Below are 14,483 nucleotides of genomic sequence, written 5' to 3'. Positions count from 1 at the left end.
CGTGAATCATGGACGCCATTTCCGTCATCCGCACCAAGCGCGACGGTGGCCGCCTGGACGACGAGCAGATCGACTGGGTCATCGACGCCTACACCAAGGGTGAGGTCGCCGACGAGCAGATGTCCGCGCTCGCCATGGCGATCCTGCTCAACGGCATGGACCGGGCGGAGATCGCCCGCTGGACGGCGGCGATGATCAACAGCGGCGAGCGCATGGAGTTCTCCTCGCTGCCGCGCCCGACCGCCGACAAGCACTCCACCGGCGGTGTCGGCGACAAGATCACGCTGCCGCTCGCGCCCCTCGTGGCCGCCTGCGGCGCTGCCGTGCCCCAGCTGTCCGGCCGGGGCCTGGGCCACACCGGCGGCACCCTGGACAAGCTGGAGTCCATTCCCGGCTGGCGGGCGCTGCTGACCAACGAGGAGATGCTGCGGGTCCTCGGCGACGCCGGAGCGGTCATCTGCGCGGCGGGCGACGGCCTCGCCCCGGCCGACAAGAAGCTGTACGCGCTGCGCGACGTGACCGGCACCGTCGAGGCGATCCCGCTGATCGCCTCCTCGATCATGTCGAAGAAGATCGCCGAGGGCACGGGTTCGCTCGTCCTGGACGTCAAGGTCGGCTCCGGCGCCTTCATGAAGAACCTGGAGCAGGCCCGCGAGCTGGCCTCCACCATGGTGGGTCTGGGTACCGACCACGGTGTGAGGACCGTCGCCCTGCTCACCGACATGGCGACCCCGCTGGGCCTGACCGCGGGCAACGCGCTCGAGGTCCGCGAGTCCATCGAGGTCCTGGCGGGCGGCGGTCCCGCCGACGTGGTGGAGCTGACCCTCGCCCTCGCCCGCGAGATGCTCGACGCGGCCGGCCTGAAGGACGCCGACCCCGCCAAGGCGCTGGCCGACGGCTCCGCCATGGACGTGTGGCGCCGCATGATCGCCGCCCAGGGCGGCGACCCGGACGCGGAACTGCCCGTCGCCCGCGAGCGGCACGTGGTCACCGCCGAGCGGTCCGGTGTGCTCACCGGCCTCGACGCCTACGCCGTCGGCGTCGCCGCCTGGCGTCTGGGCGCGGGCCGCGCGCGCAAGGAGGACCCGGTGCAGGCCGGCGCCGGCGTCGAGATCCACGCCAAGCCCGGCGCGACGGTCACGCAGGGCCAGCCGCTGCTGACCCTGCACACCGACACCCCGGAGAAGTTCGACTACGCCCTGGCGGCCCTTACCGGCGGCGTCGAGATCTCTCCGGAAAGCACGGCGTTCACGCCCCGCCCGATCGTGCTGGACCGTATCGCCTGACCGGGGCAGCCCCCCGAGCGGCGCAGCGAGCGGGACCGGTGGACGTCCACCGGTCCCGCTCTCTTCCCCACCGCGTGATGTGCGCGGCTCAGCCGGCGGTGAGCAGCGCCCGGCCGCGGTGCTCGGCGAGGGCACGCCGGGTGGCGTGGAAGGTGATGCCGGCGACGGCCAGGACCGCCGCGAGGCAGAGGACGACCGTGCCGTCCCAGCCCGCGGAGTGGAAGGCGGAGGCGCCCAGGGTGCCGCCGAGGCTGTTGCCGATGTAGTACGCCGTCAGATAGAGGGCGGAGGCCTGGGCGCGGCCGGTGCCGGCCGTGCGGCTGACGGCGCCCGAGGCGATGGCGTGGCCGGTGAAGAAGCCGGCCGTGATCAGCACGAGGCCGGTGAGCACGGCGGCGAGGGAGCCGGCGAGGCTCAGCAGCAGTCCGGTGGTCACCAGGCCCGCGGCGACGTACAGGGCGCCGCGGCGGCCTATGCGGCCGTGCAGCACCCCCGAGGCCGCCGAGGCGGCGGTACCGACCAGGTAGACCAGGAAGATGAAGCCGATGGCCGTCTGGGAGAGGCCGAAGGGCTCCTCGCCCAGCCGGTAGCCCAGGACGTTGTAGACGGCGCCGAAGACCGCCATGAAGAGCAGCCCGATCGCGTAGAGGCGGCGCAGCAGCGGTGTGCGCAGGTGGTGGCCGACGATGCGCACCAGGGCCGCCGGATTGACCGGCCCGGGACGGAAGTTACGGGCGGGCGGGATCAGCAGGCGGAAGGCGACGGCGCACAGCAGCGCCATGAGGCCGGCCGCGAACAGCGCGGTGCGCCACCCGAACGCCTGGGCCAAGGCGCCGGTCAGGACCCGGGAGCTCATCCCTCCGATGCTGTTGCCCGCCACGTACAGGCCGATCGCGGAGGCCACCGCCTTGGGGTGGATCTCCTCGGCGAGATAGGCCATCGCCGTCGCGGGCAGCCCGGCCAGCGCCACGCCCTGCACGGCGCGCAGCACGACGAGCGTGGTCAGGTCCGGAGCGAAGGGGATGACCAGGGCCAGTGCCGAGGCGCTGAACACCGAGGCCGTCATCACCGCCGTGCGGCCGTACTTCTCGCTCAGCGCACTCACCGGCAGCAGGGCCAGCGCGAGCGCCGCCGTCGTGGCGGAGACGGTGAGGCTGGCCTGCGCCGGGGTGAGCGAGAGGCCCGCGGAGAGCGCGGGGAGCAGGGCCTGTGTCGAGTAGAGCAGGGCGAAGGTCGCGAGACCGGCGGCGAACAGCGCCACATTGGCGCGGCGGTAGCCGGGTGCACCCGGGCGGAGAGCGTCGGCAGAGGAGGCGTCCGGCCGTGTCATGGCGGACGCCCCTGTATCGGCAGAAGGCATGTCCCCCACGCTAGGACCGGCACGTTTCATGCGTCCAATGCATGGACTCGCCATAATCGTTCCCATGGTGCATGAAGCGAGGTCGACGGCATCGTTTCCGCCTTCGAGTGACGCGAGCGACATGCGTGCGGAGCTGGACAGCGCCTCCTGGGCGGCCGTCCTCGCGCCCCGGCTCGCGCAGTTCGCGGCGGTCGCGCGGCACGAGCACGTGACACGGGCGGCGCGCGAGCTGGGCGTACCGCAGTCGACGCTGAGCCGGGCCATGGTCCGGCTCGAAACCGATCTGGGCGTCACGCTCTTCGCCCGCCAGGGGCGCACCGTCTCGCTCACCCCCGCCGGGCGGGGCTTCCTCGCCTCCGTGGAGCGCGCGTTGGGGGAGGTGGAACGGTCGGCGGAGTCGGCACGCGCCGGCGCCGACCCGGCGACCGGGCGGGTCGCCTTCGGCTTCCTGCACACCCTCGGCTCGGAGACCGTACCTGCCCTGCTGCGGGAGTTCCGTGCCGACCACCCGCGGGTGCGCTTCCAGCTCGTGCAGAACTACAGCGAGGCGATGCTGGCCGGGCTGCGCGCGGGTCAGCTGGACCTGTGCCTGACCTCACCGGTCCCCGACGCACCCGATCTGGTCACCCGGCGCCTGGACGAGCAGCGGCTGCGGCTGGTCGTCCCCGACGGCCACCGGCTCGCGGGACGGCGCAGGATCCGGCTCGCGGAGGCCGCCGGTGAACTGTTCGTCACCCTCGAACCGGGCTACGGGCTGCGCAGGATCGCCGACACCCTGTGCGCCGAGGCCGGGTTCACCCCGCGTGTCGCCTTCGAGGGCGAGGAGACGGAGACGCTGCGCGGCCTGGTGGCCGCGGGTCTGGGAGTGGCGCTGCTGCCGCCGCCGCTGGTGCCCCGTCCCGGTGTGGTGGAGCTGTCGGTGACGGCGCCGCGCGCGGTGCGCGAGATCGGGGTGGCCTGGCTCGGCGGTCACCCGGACACGGCGCCCGTGGCGGCCTTCAAGAAGTTCCTGATCGGGCGGCGCGGCAGGCTCATCCCGGGGTGAGCGGCGCGTCCGTCGGACGGCGGGGATCGACGACCCGGCCGTCGGGCAGGATCTCCCCGGTGTCCTCGAAGAGCAGGACGCCGTTGCACAGCAGGCTCCAGCCCTGTTCGCTGTGGGACGCCGTCGCATGCGCCGCCTCACGGTCGGGAGCGTCGGAGGGCGGGCACTGCGGCTGGTGCAGACACATGACGGACCTCGCTTTTCCACCGGCTGCCGTGATGCTCCCCCGCCCCCCTGACACCGTCCGTACGTCCGTACGGCGCGCAGGCGAACGCCGGGACAGCTCTTGGTGCCGGGGGTTCGTCAGTGGAGCGGTGCGCGGCCGAAACCCGTCGCCAGCGGCATGCGCAGGCCGAGCGGGGGAGGGGCGGCCAGGGCGTCGGCGACGGGACGGGCGAAGGACCGCCCCAGCAGGGTCCCGAGGACGAAGTCGGCGGCAAGGGCGGAGACTTCGGAGCGGTGGTCGGTCAGCAGATGGCCGTCGGAGTGCACCTCGAAGCGGCACACGTCCCGGTTGACCTTCTTCGCGCGTTCGGCGAGCCGGTAGGACAGGTCGGGGTGGGTGGAGTGGTCGTTCGTCCCGTGCACGATCAGCACGTGACGGCCGATCAACTGCTTGACGGGGTCGGGTTCCAGGGCGTCGGGCAGCCACGGGGCCATCGCCACCACGGAGTCGACGGCCGCGTGGCCGGCCGCCCGCAGTGCCGCGCGGCCGCCCATGTCCATGCCGACCAGGGCCACCGGCACGTCGCCGTAGCGCCGTACGACCTCGTCCACGGCCCACTCGGCGTCCTGCGCGGGGTGGGCGTGACCGCCGTTCCAGCCGCGGAAGCGGTAGTGCACGACGTGCACGGCCAAGCCCTCGCCCCGCCCGGCCGCCCGCACCAGCCGACGGGCCAGAGGCACCATGGCGGCCGCCGCCACCGGCGAGCGCCGGCGCGTGCTCAACGCGCTGCCCCCGGGCAGCACGAGAACGGCGGCCCGGACGGTGTCGTCCGATTCCCGCCGTGCCGCCGGGGTCAGCCCCGGAGTGACTCTCTTTCCCAACCGCGCACCACGCACCGGTAAAGCTTGCGAAGCCATGGCGTAACCATGGCAGACGGGAAGGTGTGCACGGCCTGGCCGAGAGGTCAATATTCAGCATCATCCACGGGCTCTACGCGCGTACGGCTGCGCTTGGTCCGCTGCCTCCCGGAGCGGACGGCTGCCTGGCGCGGCATTGCCGTACGTACCGGTGGAACCCGGACGCGGCCGGGCGTCATTCGCGCGAAACCCAGTTGCCGCGCCCTCCGCTGTCGTAGCCTCTCGCTACTGTGTGCTTCCTGTGAAGAGGGAGTGGCTGCCTCGTGTTCGTCGGTCGTTCCCCGGCAGGAACGACGGCACGTGTGGGGGGACTTCATGTGCCGCCCGGTCCCTTCGGGAGCGTGAGCTGGGGTTCGACGCCCCGGCCGGGCGCCATGCGGACAGTGCTGTCCGCAGGGGTATGGGGAGGGAAAACCGAGTGAGCAACAGCCCGCAGCAGCCGCAGGGGTGGGGACCGAGGCCGCAGCAGCAGGGATGGGGTCAGCCGCCGACGCATCCGTACGACACTTCCGGGGCGTCGCGCGTACCGGACTCCCGGCCGCTGCACCGGCGCAAGCGTGTCTGGTTCGCGGGGGTCGGGGTGTTCCTGTTCGCCATGGTGATCACCGCCGCGGCCACGGGGAACGGGGCCGACCAGGCCAACGCGAAGGCGAAGGCCGCCCCGACGGTCACGGCGAGGGCCACCGTCACCGCGACCGCCACGGCCACCGTCACCGAGTCCCCCGAGCCCGCTCCGACGGTGACCAGGACCGTCACGGCGAAGCCGCTGCCCAGGGTGACGGTGACCAAGTCCGTCAAGGCCGCCTCCGGGTCCGGCGGCGGTGGCAGCGGCTCGGGGGGCGGGAGCGGCAGCGGGGGTGGCGGAGGCAGCGCGTACTACGCGAACTGCACGGCGGCCCGCGCCGCCGGGGCCGCCCCGCTCTACGTGGGTGACCCGGGTTACCGCAGCGGGCTCGACCGCGACGGCGACGGAGTCGCCTGCGAGTAGCCGGCCGCGGGGTTCGCGGCGTTGATCCGGTGAGGGGCCGGTCAGGGACTCACCTGTTCCCGGCCGGCCCCCCGCGCGATCACCGGGGGTGCGGGGGTCCTTGCGGCAGCGGGCCGCGTCCCGGCCCCCGCCGGCTCCTCACCCCTGGAACAGCCACTCGCTGCGCAGCGCCGAGTACCCCGGCTTGATCACCTCGTCGATCAGTGCCAACCGCTCATCGAACGGGATGAACGCCGACTTGAGCGCGTTGATCGAGAACCACTCGAAGTCCCGCAGCGTGTACGCGAACGCCGTCGCCAGATGCTCGAACTCCTGGCTCATGCTCGTACCGCTCATCAGCCGGTTGTCGGTGTTCACCGTCACCCGGAACCGCAGCCGGCGCAGCAGCCCGATCGGATGGTCCTCGTAGGAGGAGGCCGCCCCCGTCTGGAGGTTCGAGGTCGGGCACATCTCCAGCGGGATGCGCTTGTCCCTCACGTACGACGCCAGCCGGCCCAGCTTCACCGACCCGTCCTCGGCCACCTCGATGTCGTCGATGATGCGGACACCGTGGCCCAGCCGGTCCGCGCCGCACCACTGGAGCGCCTGCCAGATCGACGGCAGCCCGAACCCCTCGCCGGCGTGGATGGTGAAGTGGAAGTTCTCCCGCTTCAGGTACTCGAAGGCGTCCAGGTGGCGGGTGGGCGGGAAGCCCGCCTCGGCGCCCGCGATGTCGAAGCCGACCACGCCCGCGTCCCGGTACGAGATCGCCAGTTCCGCGATCTCCTGCGACCGCGCCGCATGCCGCATCGCCGTCAGCAGCGCTCCCACCCGGATACGCCGGCCCTCCTCACGGGCACGCCGCTCGCCCTCCCGGAAGCCCTCGTTGACGGCCTCGACGACCTCCTCCAGGCCCAGGCCCCGCGCGACGTGCAGCTCCGGCGCGAACCGCACCTCCGCGTACACCACACCGTCGGCCGCAAGATCCTCGGCACACTCCGCAGCGACCCGCACCAGGGCCTCACGCGTCTGCATCACACCGACCGTGTGCGAGAACGTCTCCAAATACCGCTCCAGCGAACCCGAGTCGGCCGCCTCGCGGAACCACACCCCGAGCTTGTCGGGGTCCCACTCCGGAAGCCCCTCGTAACCCGACGCACGGGCCAGGTCGACGACCGTCCCCGGCCGCAGACCACCATCCAGATGGTCGTGAAGCAGCACCTTCGGCGCACGCCGGATCTGCTCAGAACTCGGGATCACGCTCTGGCTCGTCATTTCCGCACTCTAACTCCTACGCGCATAGAACGGACCCTGGTACGACGCCGGCCCGCACACCCGGCGGACAGGCCGCGTCGCGGCCCCGGTCCACGGGGCAAGGGCCGGTGAACCTGACCCCACGCCAACTGTCGTGTGCTCGCGGATCGTCAACACGATGAACTCGGCGTTCATCCCTTTCGATGAACGGGTGGCGATGATCAATGACGTCATCAAGCCCGGGTACGCCGAACCGAAGGCCGAGCCGCGGTTCCGCCGCACATGCCTCGGCCAGCGGTTCCGCGTCCGAGGGGCAGGGACCGGCAGGGCGGGTACGGGCGCGCCGGGGAGGTGACGGCGCGGCGCTCGGCGGCACGCGTTCGCTTGCGCCGCGGTGCCCCGCCTCGCTACGTTCCGAATTCCCGCGGTTACGGCCGGTGTGTCGACGCGGCGGGCGCTCCATCTCCCCCATCACGAGGATCGCAACCATGAAGACCGGAACCGTCAAGACTCTCGGTGCCGCCGCGCTGGGCGTGGCCTTCGTCGGTGCCGCCGCGGGCGCCGCATCCGCCGCCCCGTCGACGACCGACATGGGCCTGCCCCAGGTGCCCAACCTGCCGGCCACCTCTCTGCCGGTCAACCAAGTGGCCCAGGCGGTCCCGCTCGACTCGCTCGCCGGCAACCTGCCCAAGACGGGCAGCGTCGTCCCCGGCGCGCAGAACACCCCCGTCGCGCTGAACACGCTGCTCGGCGGCCTGCCCATCGGCAAGCTGCCGATCGGTCAGCTCCCGCTGCAGGGCCTGCCCATCGGCGGCTGACCCCGCCCATGCGCGAGGGCCGCACCCCTGACGGGGGTGCGGCCCTCGCGCGTTCCGGTACCGGCGGCTACAGCGCGGCCGAGGGGCGGCCCTCGGCGGGCAGCACGATCCACAGCGCCAGGTAGAGCAGGAACTGCGGGCCGGGCAGGAGGCAGGAGAGCAGGAAGATCACGCGCATCGTGGTGTGCGAGGTGCCGAACCGGTCGGCGAGCCCGGCGCAGACCCCGGCGATCATCCGGCCGTGACGCGGGCGGACCAGAGCGGACATGGCGGGTGCTCCTTCGGGAGTTCCAGGCCGGTCCCTCCGGCCGATGCCACCACCGTACGAGCGCATACCCCCGCGAATCGTCGCTCTACGGGGCGACTCCGACCCTGGGAATCCTCGGGGTCCGGCCCTGAGTGCGGGCCGCGCCACGGGCCGTGACCCGCTCACCGCGCCGCCGCAGCCGGGCACGCGCGGCCGGTACGACCGCGAGGTGGGCCAGGGCGACGCCCGCGGTGTTGAGCAGCAGGGCGTCGACGTCGAAGATCTGGCCCGGCACGCCGGTCTGCATGAACTCCAGGGTCAGCGAGATCATCAGCCCGGCGAACACCGTCCGCGCGAACGAACCCGGCCCGGAGACCCGTGCCCGCCCCCCGGCCATGGGCAGCAGCACCCCCAGCGGCGCCAGCAGCACCAGTCCCGCGCCCAGTTCACGGGCCGCCTCCACGGGCGGCCGGGCGAGGTCGGCGCGGATCGTCGCCAGGGGGCGCAGGTTCGGCGCGTCGACCCAGGCGAGGTACTGCGGACGCAGCAGCAGCCATCCCACCAGGGTCAGATGAACCGCGGCGAGTATCAGGCCCACCGCGCGCACTTTGGGGAGAGAGCCGTTGCGCCGCACGAATGGAAGGACGTCCGTCACTTCACGGCGGTTCCAGCGGTTTCGGCCGCCCCGGGGTCCGTGCGCAAGGCGCTGGTGCAGGTGAAACGGCGCACCTTGGCGTCGTCGGAACCTCCCAGCACCACCGAGCCGTCGGAGGAGAGCGACGGATCGGCCGCGTAGGTGCACACCAACTGCGCGAGCGCGAACGGCGGCAGCTCCGACACCGGCGCGCTCAGCCGCAGCGCGTCCCGCGGATCGCCGGGATGCGGTCCCTCCACGGCGAGGTCGCCCTGCACGGCGGTGCCGAAGCCGGCCGTCGCCTCGGCCATCCCGAGCCGTTGCTGGAGTTCGCGCAGCAGCGCCACGGCGGTGCCGAGCCGGGTCAGCCCGGCGAGGGCGACGATGCGGTGCACGTCGGCGACCTGCGAGCTGCACACCAGATACACGGTGGCCAGGGACTCCGCGCTGGAAGGAGCCGGCGCCGTCGTGGAGCCGGACGCGGGAGGAGAGGCCGGGACGGAGGCGGAGACCGTCGCCGTCGCCGTCGCCCGGGGGCGGTCCGGAACCGCGCACGACACCCGCGACGGTGCCGGTCCCGCGTCCACCGGCACGGAGGTCGTGCGGATGCCGCAGCCGGCCGCCAGCGCCGCGCACACCACGGCGAGGAGCGGGGCGCGCCACCGCCGGGCCGAGCCCGGCGCCGCGGGGTACGGGGCGGTGCCCCGGGGCGGTCGCGTCATGTGTTCGCGTTTCCTTCCTCGGGCTCCGGGGCGAGGTCGTCCCCACCGCCCATGGGCAGCCGCAGCGTGAAGACAGCGCCCCCGCCGGGGGCGTTGGCCGCGGTGATGCCGCCGCCGTGGATGTGCGCGTTCTCCAGCGCGATCGACAGACCCAGGCCGCTGCCCTCGGAACGGGCGCGGGAGGCGTCGGCCTTGAAGAACCGGTCGAAGACGTGCGGCAGGACGTCCTCGGGGATGCCGGGGCCGTTGTCGGCGACCTCCACGACCAGTTCCTCGCCGTCCTGCCGCACCTTGACCCGGACCGGCGAGCCGCCGTGCTTGAGGGCGTTGCCGATCAGGTTGGCCAGGATGACGTCCAGGCGGCGCGGGTCGAGCCGCGCGATGATGCCCCGCGGTGCGTCGAGGTCGACCGCGTCCAGCCAGGCACGGGTGTCCATGCAGGCGGTGACCATGTCGGAGACGTCCACCGCGTCCTCGACGAGCCTGGCGGTGCCCGCGTCGAAGCGGGTGACCTCCATGAGGTTCTCGACCAGTTCGCCCAGCCGCTTGGTCTCGCTCACCACCAGCCGCACCGCCGGGGCGATCATCGGGTCGAGGGAGTCCGCCTCGTCCTCCAGCACTTCGGCGACGGCGGTGATCGCGGTCAGCGGGGTGCGCAGCTCGTGCGACATGTCGGCGACGAAGCGGCGGCTGGCCGCCTCGCGCTGGCTGAGCTCGTCCACCCGCCGCTCCAGGCGCTCGGCGGTGCGGTTGAACGTCCGTGACAGCTCGGCGAGTTCGTCGGTGCCGGTCACCCTCAGCCGGGTGTCGAGCTTGCCCTCGCCGAGCTGCCGCGCGGCCTCCCCGAGCCGTGCCACGGGCCGCAGCACGGTGGAGGCGGCGGCCTGCGCCAGCAGCGCGGCGCCGATCAGGGCGAGCGCCGTCGCGATGCCGAGCGACCAGGCCAGCGAGTTGAGGTCCTTGCGCTCGGCCTCCAGCGACTTGAACATGTAGCCGGTCGGGCCGCCCCCGATCACCTTGGCGCCACCCACCAGGTAGGGCTGGCCGCCACGGGTGATCCGCTGCCAGTACAGGTGGTACTCGGCGGGGTCGCCCTGCTTGGGGTTGCGCTTCTCGACCGCCTTGCGCAGCGAGGCGGGCACCGCGTCCAGCGAGAGGCCGTCGCTGCTCGACTTGGTCGCACAGCGCTCGCCGTCCGGCCCGGTGCCGATGAGGATCACCTGGTAGTTCTGGGTGCTCGCGCCGATGCTCCGCGTCGCTTCCGCCAGCTTGTCGCAGGGCGGATGGCGCGGCAGCGACCCCGCGTTGCGCGTCATGGAGGCACGGAAGTCGTTCAGCGCCGCGTTCTGGGCGCGGGTCAGCACGGCGTCGCGGTTGAGCCAGTAGGCGATGCCGGAGGCGGAGACGGCGGCGGCCAGCGCCACGGCGGCGAAGACCACCACCAGGCGCAGCCGCAGGCTCGTGAACCGCAGCAGTCGTGATCGCCAGCCGTTCAGCCGCTGCTCCGCGGGGTCGTCCTCGGCGGCGTACTCGTGATGCCCTGGATTCACGCCGGGGCGTCCAGGCGGTATCCGACGCCCCTGACGGTACGGATCAAGGTGGGTGACGACGGAACGTCCTCGATCTTCGCGCGCAGCCGCTGCACGCAGGCGTCGACCAGGCGGGAGTCACCGAGGTAGTCGTGCTCCCACACCAGGCGCAGCAGTTGCTGCCGGGACAGGGCCTGCCCGGGCCGGCGGCTGAGCTCCAGCAGCAGGCGCAGTTCGGTGGGGGTCAGTTGGAGGTCCTCGCCGTTCTTCGTGACGGTCATCGCGGACCGGTCGATCACGATGCTGCCGAAGGCCGCCGAGTCGGAGCTGTCCCGCTCGCCGCGGCGCAGCACCGCGCGGATGCGGGCGTCCAGCACCCGCGGCTGGATCGGTTTGAGGACGTAGTCGTCCGCACCGGACTCCAGGCCCACGACGACGTCGATGTCGTCGCTGCGGGCGGTCAGCAGGATGATCGGCAGCTGGTCGGTGCGCCGGATACGCCGGCACACCTCGAAACCGTCGATCCCGGGCAGCATGACGTCCAGCACGATCAGGTCCGGCCGCTGCTCGCGCAGCAGCTTCAGCCCGTCCTCGCCCGTCGCCGCGGCCACCACTCGATGGCCTTGGCGAGACAGGGCGAGTTCGAGGCTCGCTCGGATGGCGTCGTCGTCCTCGATCAGCAACAGGAAGGGCACGCCCGCATTCTCCACCAAGGATGGCCGCGGAAGGTACCTGTGGCGTCTGTGACGGGCCTGTGACACTCGGCGGACAGCGTCATGAAACTGGCCCGGCAGTCTATTGCTCACGGCGAGGGCAGCCCTGGGCGAAGCCCCTGCCGTGCCGAGACAGTCACCAGGCAGGCTCCACCCACGGGGGCGCGAAATGAACGCACTGCACAGCACGACGACGGCAGTACTTCAGCCGCTCCCGCTCGTCTCCCACCAGCAGGTCCGGAACGAGGAGCTTCGCCCGGCCGCCGCGGTGCGCACCGCGGGGCGGGGTGTGGAGAAGCCCGGTGCCACGGGCGGGCGGGGGTGCGCTCGTGGCACAGGACGTGGGGTGATCCGCAATCGCCCGCCGTACTTCACGGCGATCGAGGGTGGTCACGGGGGACACGGGGGTGTCGCGTACGGAGAGGCCACGGGGGCCTCGGGGGACCTCGCCGACCCGGCCACGGGCGGCGAGGAGGAGCGGCGGGTATCGGCGGAGGCGGACTTCACCGCCTACGTCCAGGAGCGCCGGGCCTCTCTGTACGCGACCGCGTACCACCTGACCGGAGACCGCTTCGAGGCGGAGGACCTGCTGCAGAGCGCGCTGTTCTCCACCTACCGGGCCTGGGACCGGATCAGCGACAAGGCGGCGGTCGGCGGTTACCTCCGCCGCACCATGACGAATCTGCACATCAGCGCCTGGCGGCGCCGCAAGCTCAACGAGTACCCGACCGAGGAACTGCCGGAGACGGTGGGCGACTGCGACGAGATGCGCGGCACCGAGCTGCGGGCCGTGCTCTGGCAGGCGCTCGCCAAGCTGCCGGAGACCCAGCGCACGATGCTGGTGCTCCGCTACTACGAGGGCCGGACCGACCCGGAGATCGCCGGCATCCTCGGCATCAGCGTCGGCACGGTGAAGAGCAGCATCTGGCGCTCCCTGCGCCGGCTGCGCGAGGACCAGACGCTCAGCGCGGGCGTCGACGAGGAAGGGGCGTTCGGCGAGCTGGTGGCCTGACGCCGCGGAGCCCCCGGGGGGATCGGGGGAGCGGGGGCTCCACAGCGGGGGGAGGGGGGAGAGGGAGCGGTCGCGTGCAGCGGGGGGTCTGTGCGCACCGCTCCCTCACCCATGTCTACGGGCGCGAGCGCCGTGTCGTTCAGACCCGGACGGGAACAGGTGTGCATCGCGCACCGGTGATCCGGTCCAGCGCCTCGTCCCGGTCGCAGACATGGGCCCCGAGCGCCGAGTGGCGGGCCACGATGTGCCGTTCGGCCCGCATCAGGTTCCAGCCGCGGCGCAGCAGGAAGGGCACCGACTTGCGGCCCTCGCGCAGATCCCGCACGAAGCGGCGGCGGGCGGTGGTGACCGCCCCCCGGCTCAGGCACAGGGCGTCGGCGAGCAGCCCGAGGCCGGCACACCGCGCGACGATGTCGGCGGCGAAGACACCCTCGGCGATGAACAGCGGTGCCCCGCCGAGCTCCACGGCCGTGCGGCCGGTGATGGAGCTGGAGGAGATGTCGTACGCGGGGACCTCGGTGCGCCCGGTCGCGCACAGTTCGGCGACGGCGGCGACGGCGGCCTCGGCGTTCCAGGAGACCGGTGAGTCCCAGTCGGTCCCGGCACCGCTCGCGAGCGGCGGGAGGGTCGGGTCGTCGCCCTCCTTGTAGAAGTCGTCCAGACGCAGGACCGGCAGCCCGGTACGGGCGGCGAGCGAGGACTTGCCGGACCCGGAGGGGCCGGTCAGCAGGATCACGCGGGCGGGGTGGGAGCTCACGGAACACCAGTGTGAGGCATTCGGCCTTTGGAGTGACCCGCGGGGACATGTTTTGGACGCGTGATGTTCAACCGAATACCGTACGTGGCGACATCGTCGCGTACGGAGACGGCCGCCGGCCCGCGACCGGCCCCGGTCTCCGGCCCGGCACCGGTTCAGCGACCAGGCAGGTGGACTTTCATGCCGCAGCTCTCCCGTACCCTTCTTCGCGCCGCAGCCCTCGCGGTGTCGTCCGTCGCCGCCCTCACGGTGGCCGGGGCGGCACAGGCGGGCGCGGCGCAGCCCAACGGGCAGGGAGGCGCCGACAAGGCCGGCAAGGAGACCGCGTCGGCCGTCGTCGGCACCATCAACTACCTGCCGGTCAACCCGCTGGCGCGCACCAGTGTCAACCCCCTGGACAACGCGGTGGGTTCGCAGGTCAGCGACTTCAAGCCGGTCTCCAGCGCCACGCTCACCAAGCCGGTCGCCGACAGCCGCTCGGTCGCCGATCTGCCGCTCGTCGGCGGCCTGGTGCGCACGCTCCAGGGCCACTGACCGTCGTTCCCGCTTCGCCCCGCTCTGACCAGCGACCTTCGGTCAGGCGGGGCGCGTCGTCCCGTGGGAATGAGGGACAACTTCGGTGTGAAGCCCTTTCGGTATCCGGACCGATGGGCCGTCGCGCGCGGCACCTCCCACTGCCTTCCGCGAACCGGGATCAGCCACGGCGGCGGGCTCGGCCCTGATGAGCAGAAGGGGCGGGGGCCACGTGATGGCCGCACGTAGGGACCGCGGATCCGCGCCGGGTGCACGGTGGAGCGTCGAGCGGTCCGCCGACGGGACCACCACTGGCGCATGAAGGCGCACAACGGCCGGGTGGTCGCGGTGGCGGCCGGGGGCCGGCCCGATCCCGCCACCCTGTCGCGCCGACTTCAGGCACCTCAAGAGCGAGATCGGTGAGCTCGGCTGCGTGCTGCTGCACGCACCCGACGAGGGCAACGGGTGGTTCCGGTCCGCGCGCGGCCCGCAGGGCGGCACCCTGGCGGTCTCCCCCCCCGCGCCTATGAGCGCTACTCGACC

General features: G+C 72.6%; 16 protein-coding genes and 1 pseudogene. 7 read left to right on the top strand and 10 right to left on the bottom strand.

Translation table 11 applies throughout. The features are described 5' to 3' along the window. The first annotated feature begins 8 nt into the window (after positions 1 to 8). Entirely contained in the window at positions 9 to 1,286 is a 1,278-nt protein-coding gene (locus RV983_RS14785) for a thymidine phosphorylase (protein WP_475986258.1), read from the top strand. 88 nt (positions 1,287 to 1,374) lie between these two features. Here the strand turns inward: RV983_RS14785 and RV983_RS14780 are convergent, their stop codons facing one another. Then, complete coding sequence (locus RV983_RS14780; RefSeq protein WP_475986257.1) at positions 1,375 to 2,646, bottom strand: MFS transporter; 1,272 nt, start codon at positions 2,644 to 2,646, stop codon at positions 1,375 to 1,377. Between the two features lie 64 nt (positions 2,647 to 2,710). On the opposite strand from RV983_RS14780, the gene RV983_RS14775 reads away from it, so the two are divergent. Beyond that, positions 2,711 to 3,691, top strand: coding sequence for a LysR family transcriptional regulator (locus RV983_RS14775; RefSeq protein ID WP_475986256.1), 981 nt, complete (start codon positions 2,711 to 2,713; stop codon positions 3,689 to 3,691). Here the strand turns inward: RV983_RS14775 and RV983_RS14770 are convergent. Together RV983_RS14770 and RV983_RS14765 are read right to left on the bottom strand one after the other, a co-directional pair. Beyond that, positions 3,678 to 3,878 (bottom strand): DUF5999 family protein, encoded by a 201-nt coding sequence (locus RV983_RS14770; RefSeq protein WP_475986255.1) that lies wholly within the window; start codon positions 3,876 to 3,878, stop codon positions 3,678 to 3,680. The genes RV983_RS14775 and RV983_RS14770 overlap by 14 nt on opposite strands. A 116-nt stretch (positions 3,879 to 3,994) precedes the next feature. Continuing rightward, on the bottom strand, positions 3,995 to 4,774 hold the full coding sequence (locus tag RV983_RS14765; RefSeq protein ID WP_475986254.1) for a dienelactone hydrolase family protein: 780 nt from the start codon (positions 4,772 to 4,774) through the stop codon (positions 3,995 to 3,997). Positions 4,775 to 5,192: 418 nt separating this feature from the next. Here RV983_RS14765 and RV983_RS14760 point away from each other — a divergent pair, with 418 nt between their 5' ends. After that, positions 5,193 to 5,762, top strand: a complete 570-nt coding sequence (locus RV983_RS14760; protein WP_475986253.1) for an excalibur calcium-binding domain-containing protein — start codon at positions 5,193 to 5,195, stop codon at positions 5,760 to 5,762. A gap of 138 nt (positions 5,763 to 5,900) precedes the next feature. Here the strand turns inward: RV983_RS14760 and RV983_RS14755 are convergent, their stop codons facing one another. Further along, complete coding sequence (locus tag RV983_RS14755; RefSeq protein ID WP_475986252.1) at positions 5,901 to 7,016, bottom strand: adenosine deaminase; 1,116 nt, start codon at positions 7,014 to 7,016, stop codon at positions 5,901 to 5,903. A 148-nt stretch (positions 7,017 to 7,164) separates the two neighbouring features. Between RV983_RS14755 and RV983_RS14750 the strand changes: the two are divergent. Then, positions 7,165 to 7,309, top strand: a pseudogene (locus RV983_RS14750) (adenosine deaminase); the annotation flags it as partial. 174 nt (positions 7,310 to 7,483) lie between these two features. Next, positions 7,484 to 7,813 (top strand): ATP-binding protein, encoded by a 330-nt coding sequence (locus RV983_RS14745; protein WP_475990329.1) that lies wholly within the window; start codon positions 7,484 to 7,486, stop codon positions 7,811 to 7,813. 67 nt (positions 7,814 to 7,880) lie between these two features. Here the strand turns inward: RV983_RS14745 and RV983_RS14740 are convergent, their stop codons facing one another. From RV983_RS14740 to RV983_RS14720, 5 genes are all read right to left on the bottom strand, one after another. After that, the gene (locus RV983_RS14740) at positions 7,881 to 8,081 is read right to left on the bottom strand and encodes a PspC domain-containing protein (protein WP_360902029.1); all 201 of its coding nucleotides are present in this window, start codon (positions 8,079 to 8,081) and stop codon (positions 7,881 to 7,883) included. Positions 8,082 to 8,166: 85 nt separating this feature from the next. Then, positions 8,167 to 8,658, bottom strand: a complete 492-nt coding sequence (locus tag RV983_RS14735) for a VanZ family protein (RefSeq protein WP_475986251.1) — start codon at positions 8,656 to 8,658, stop codon at positions 8,167 to 8,169. Positions 8,659 to 8,711: 53 nt separating this feature from the next. Further along, on the bottom strand, positions 8,712 to 9,416 hold the full coding sequence (locus tag RV983_RS14730) for a hypothetical protein (protein WP_475986250.1): 705 nt from the start codon (positions 9,414 to 9,416) through the stop codon (positions 8,712 to 8,714). Next, a complete protein-coding gene (locus RV983_RS14725; protein WP_475986249.1) occupies positions 9,413 to 10,966 on the bottom strand; it encodes an ATP-binding protein in 1,554 nt (517 codons plus the stop codon). Before RV983_RS14725 ends, RV983_RS14730 begins: the two co-directional genes overlap by 4 nt. After that, positions 10,963 to 11,640, bottom strand: coding sequence for a response regulator transcription factor (locus RV983_RS14720; RefSeq protein ID WP_319658662.1), 678 nt, complete (start codon positions 11,638 to 11,640; stop codon positions 10,963 to 10,965). The genes RV983_RS14725 and RV983_RS14720 overlap by 4 nt, the downstream gene beginning before the upstream one ends. A 187-nt stretch (positions 11,641 to 11,827) precedes the next feature. Here RV983_RS14720 and RV983_RS14715 point away from each other — a divergent pair, with 187 nt between their 5' ends. Further along, positions 11,828 to 12,670 (top strand): SigE family RNA polymerase sigma factor, encoded by an 843-nt coding sequence (locus tag RV983_RS14715; protein ID WP_475986248.1) that lies wholly within the window; start codon positions 11,828 to 11,830, stop codon positions 12,668 to 12,670. A gap of 139 nt (positions 12,671 to 12,809) precedes the next feature. Here the strand turns inward: RV983_RS14715 and RV983_RS14710 are convergent, their stop codons facing one another. Further along, complete coding sequence (locus RV983_RS14710) at positions 12,810 to 13,427, bottom strand: ATP-binding protein (protein WP_475986247.1); 618 nt, start codon at positions 13,425 to 13,427, stop codon at positions 12,810 to 12,812. A gap of 180 nt (positions 13,428 to 13,607) precedes the next feature. On the opposite strand from RV983_RS14710, the gene RV983_RS14705 reads away from it, so the two are divergent. Continuing rightward, positions 13,608 to 13,961 carry a hypothetical protein gene (locus tag RV983_RS14705; RefSeq protein WP_475986246.1) on the top strand — a complete coding sequence of 118 codons (354 nt, stop codon included), beginning with the start codon at positions 13,608 to 13,610 and terminating at the stop codon, positions 13,959 to 13,961. Positions 13,962 to 14,483: the final 522 nt, after the last annotated feature.

The organism is Streptomyces sp. RLA123 (genome assembly GCF_056270165.1).
The sequence above is the reverse complement of the archived record's forward strand: the minus strand, read 5'-3'. Positions and strand labels throughout refer to the sequence as shown.

Excerpts from the sequence above, each read along its gene's own strand:
- RV983_RS14785 (WP_475986258.1), top strand. The coding sequence starts at position 9 with ATGGACGCCATTTCCGTCATCCGCACCAAGCGCGACGGTGGCCGCCTG.
- RV983_RS14780 (WP_475986257.1), bottom strand. The coding sequence starts at position 2,646 with ATGCCTTCTGCCGATACAGGGGCGTCCGCCATGACACGGCCGGACGCC.
- RV983_RS14775 (WP_475986256.1), top strand. The coding sequence starts at position 2,711 with ATGGTGCATGAAGCGAGGTCGACGGCATCGTTTCCGCCTTCGAGTGAC.
- RV983_RS14770 (WP_475986255.1), bottom strand. The coding sequence starts at position 3,878 with ATGTGTCTGCACCAGCCGCAGTGCCCGCCCTCCGACGCTCCCGACCGT.
- RV983_RS14765 (WP_475986254.1), bottom strand. The coding sequence starts at position 4,774 with ATGGCTTCGCAAGCTTTACCGGTGCGTGGTGCGCGGTTGGGAAAGAGA.
- RV983_RS14755 (WP_475986252.1), bottom strand. The coding sequence starts at position 7,016 with ATGACGAGCCAGAGCGTGATCCCGAGTTCTGAGCAGATCCGGCGTGCG.
- RV983_RS14745 (WP_475990329.1), top strand. The coding sequence starts at position 7,484 with ATGAAGACCGGAACCGTCAAGACTCTCGGTGCCGCCGCGCTGGGCGTG.
- RV983_RS14740 (WP_360902029.1), bottom strand. The coding sequence starts at position 8,081 with ATGTCCGCTCTGGTCCGCCCGCGTCACGGCCGGATGATCGCCGGGGTC.
- RV983_RS14730 (WP_475986250.1), bottom strand. The coding sequence starts at position 9,416 with ATGACGCGACCGCCCCGGGGCACCGCCCCGTACCCCGCGGCGCCGGGC.
- RV983_RS14715 (WP_475986248.1), top strand. The coding sequence starts at position 11,828 with ATGAACGCACTGCACAGCACGACGACGGCAGTACTTCAGCCGCTCCCG.
- RV983_RS14705 (WP_475986246.1), top strand. The coding sequence starts at position 13,608 with ATGCCGCAGCTCTCCCGTACCCTTCTTCGCGCCGCAGCCCTCGCGGTG.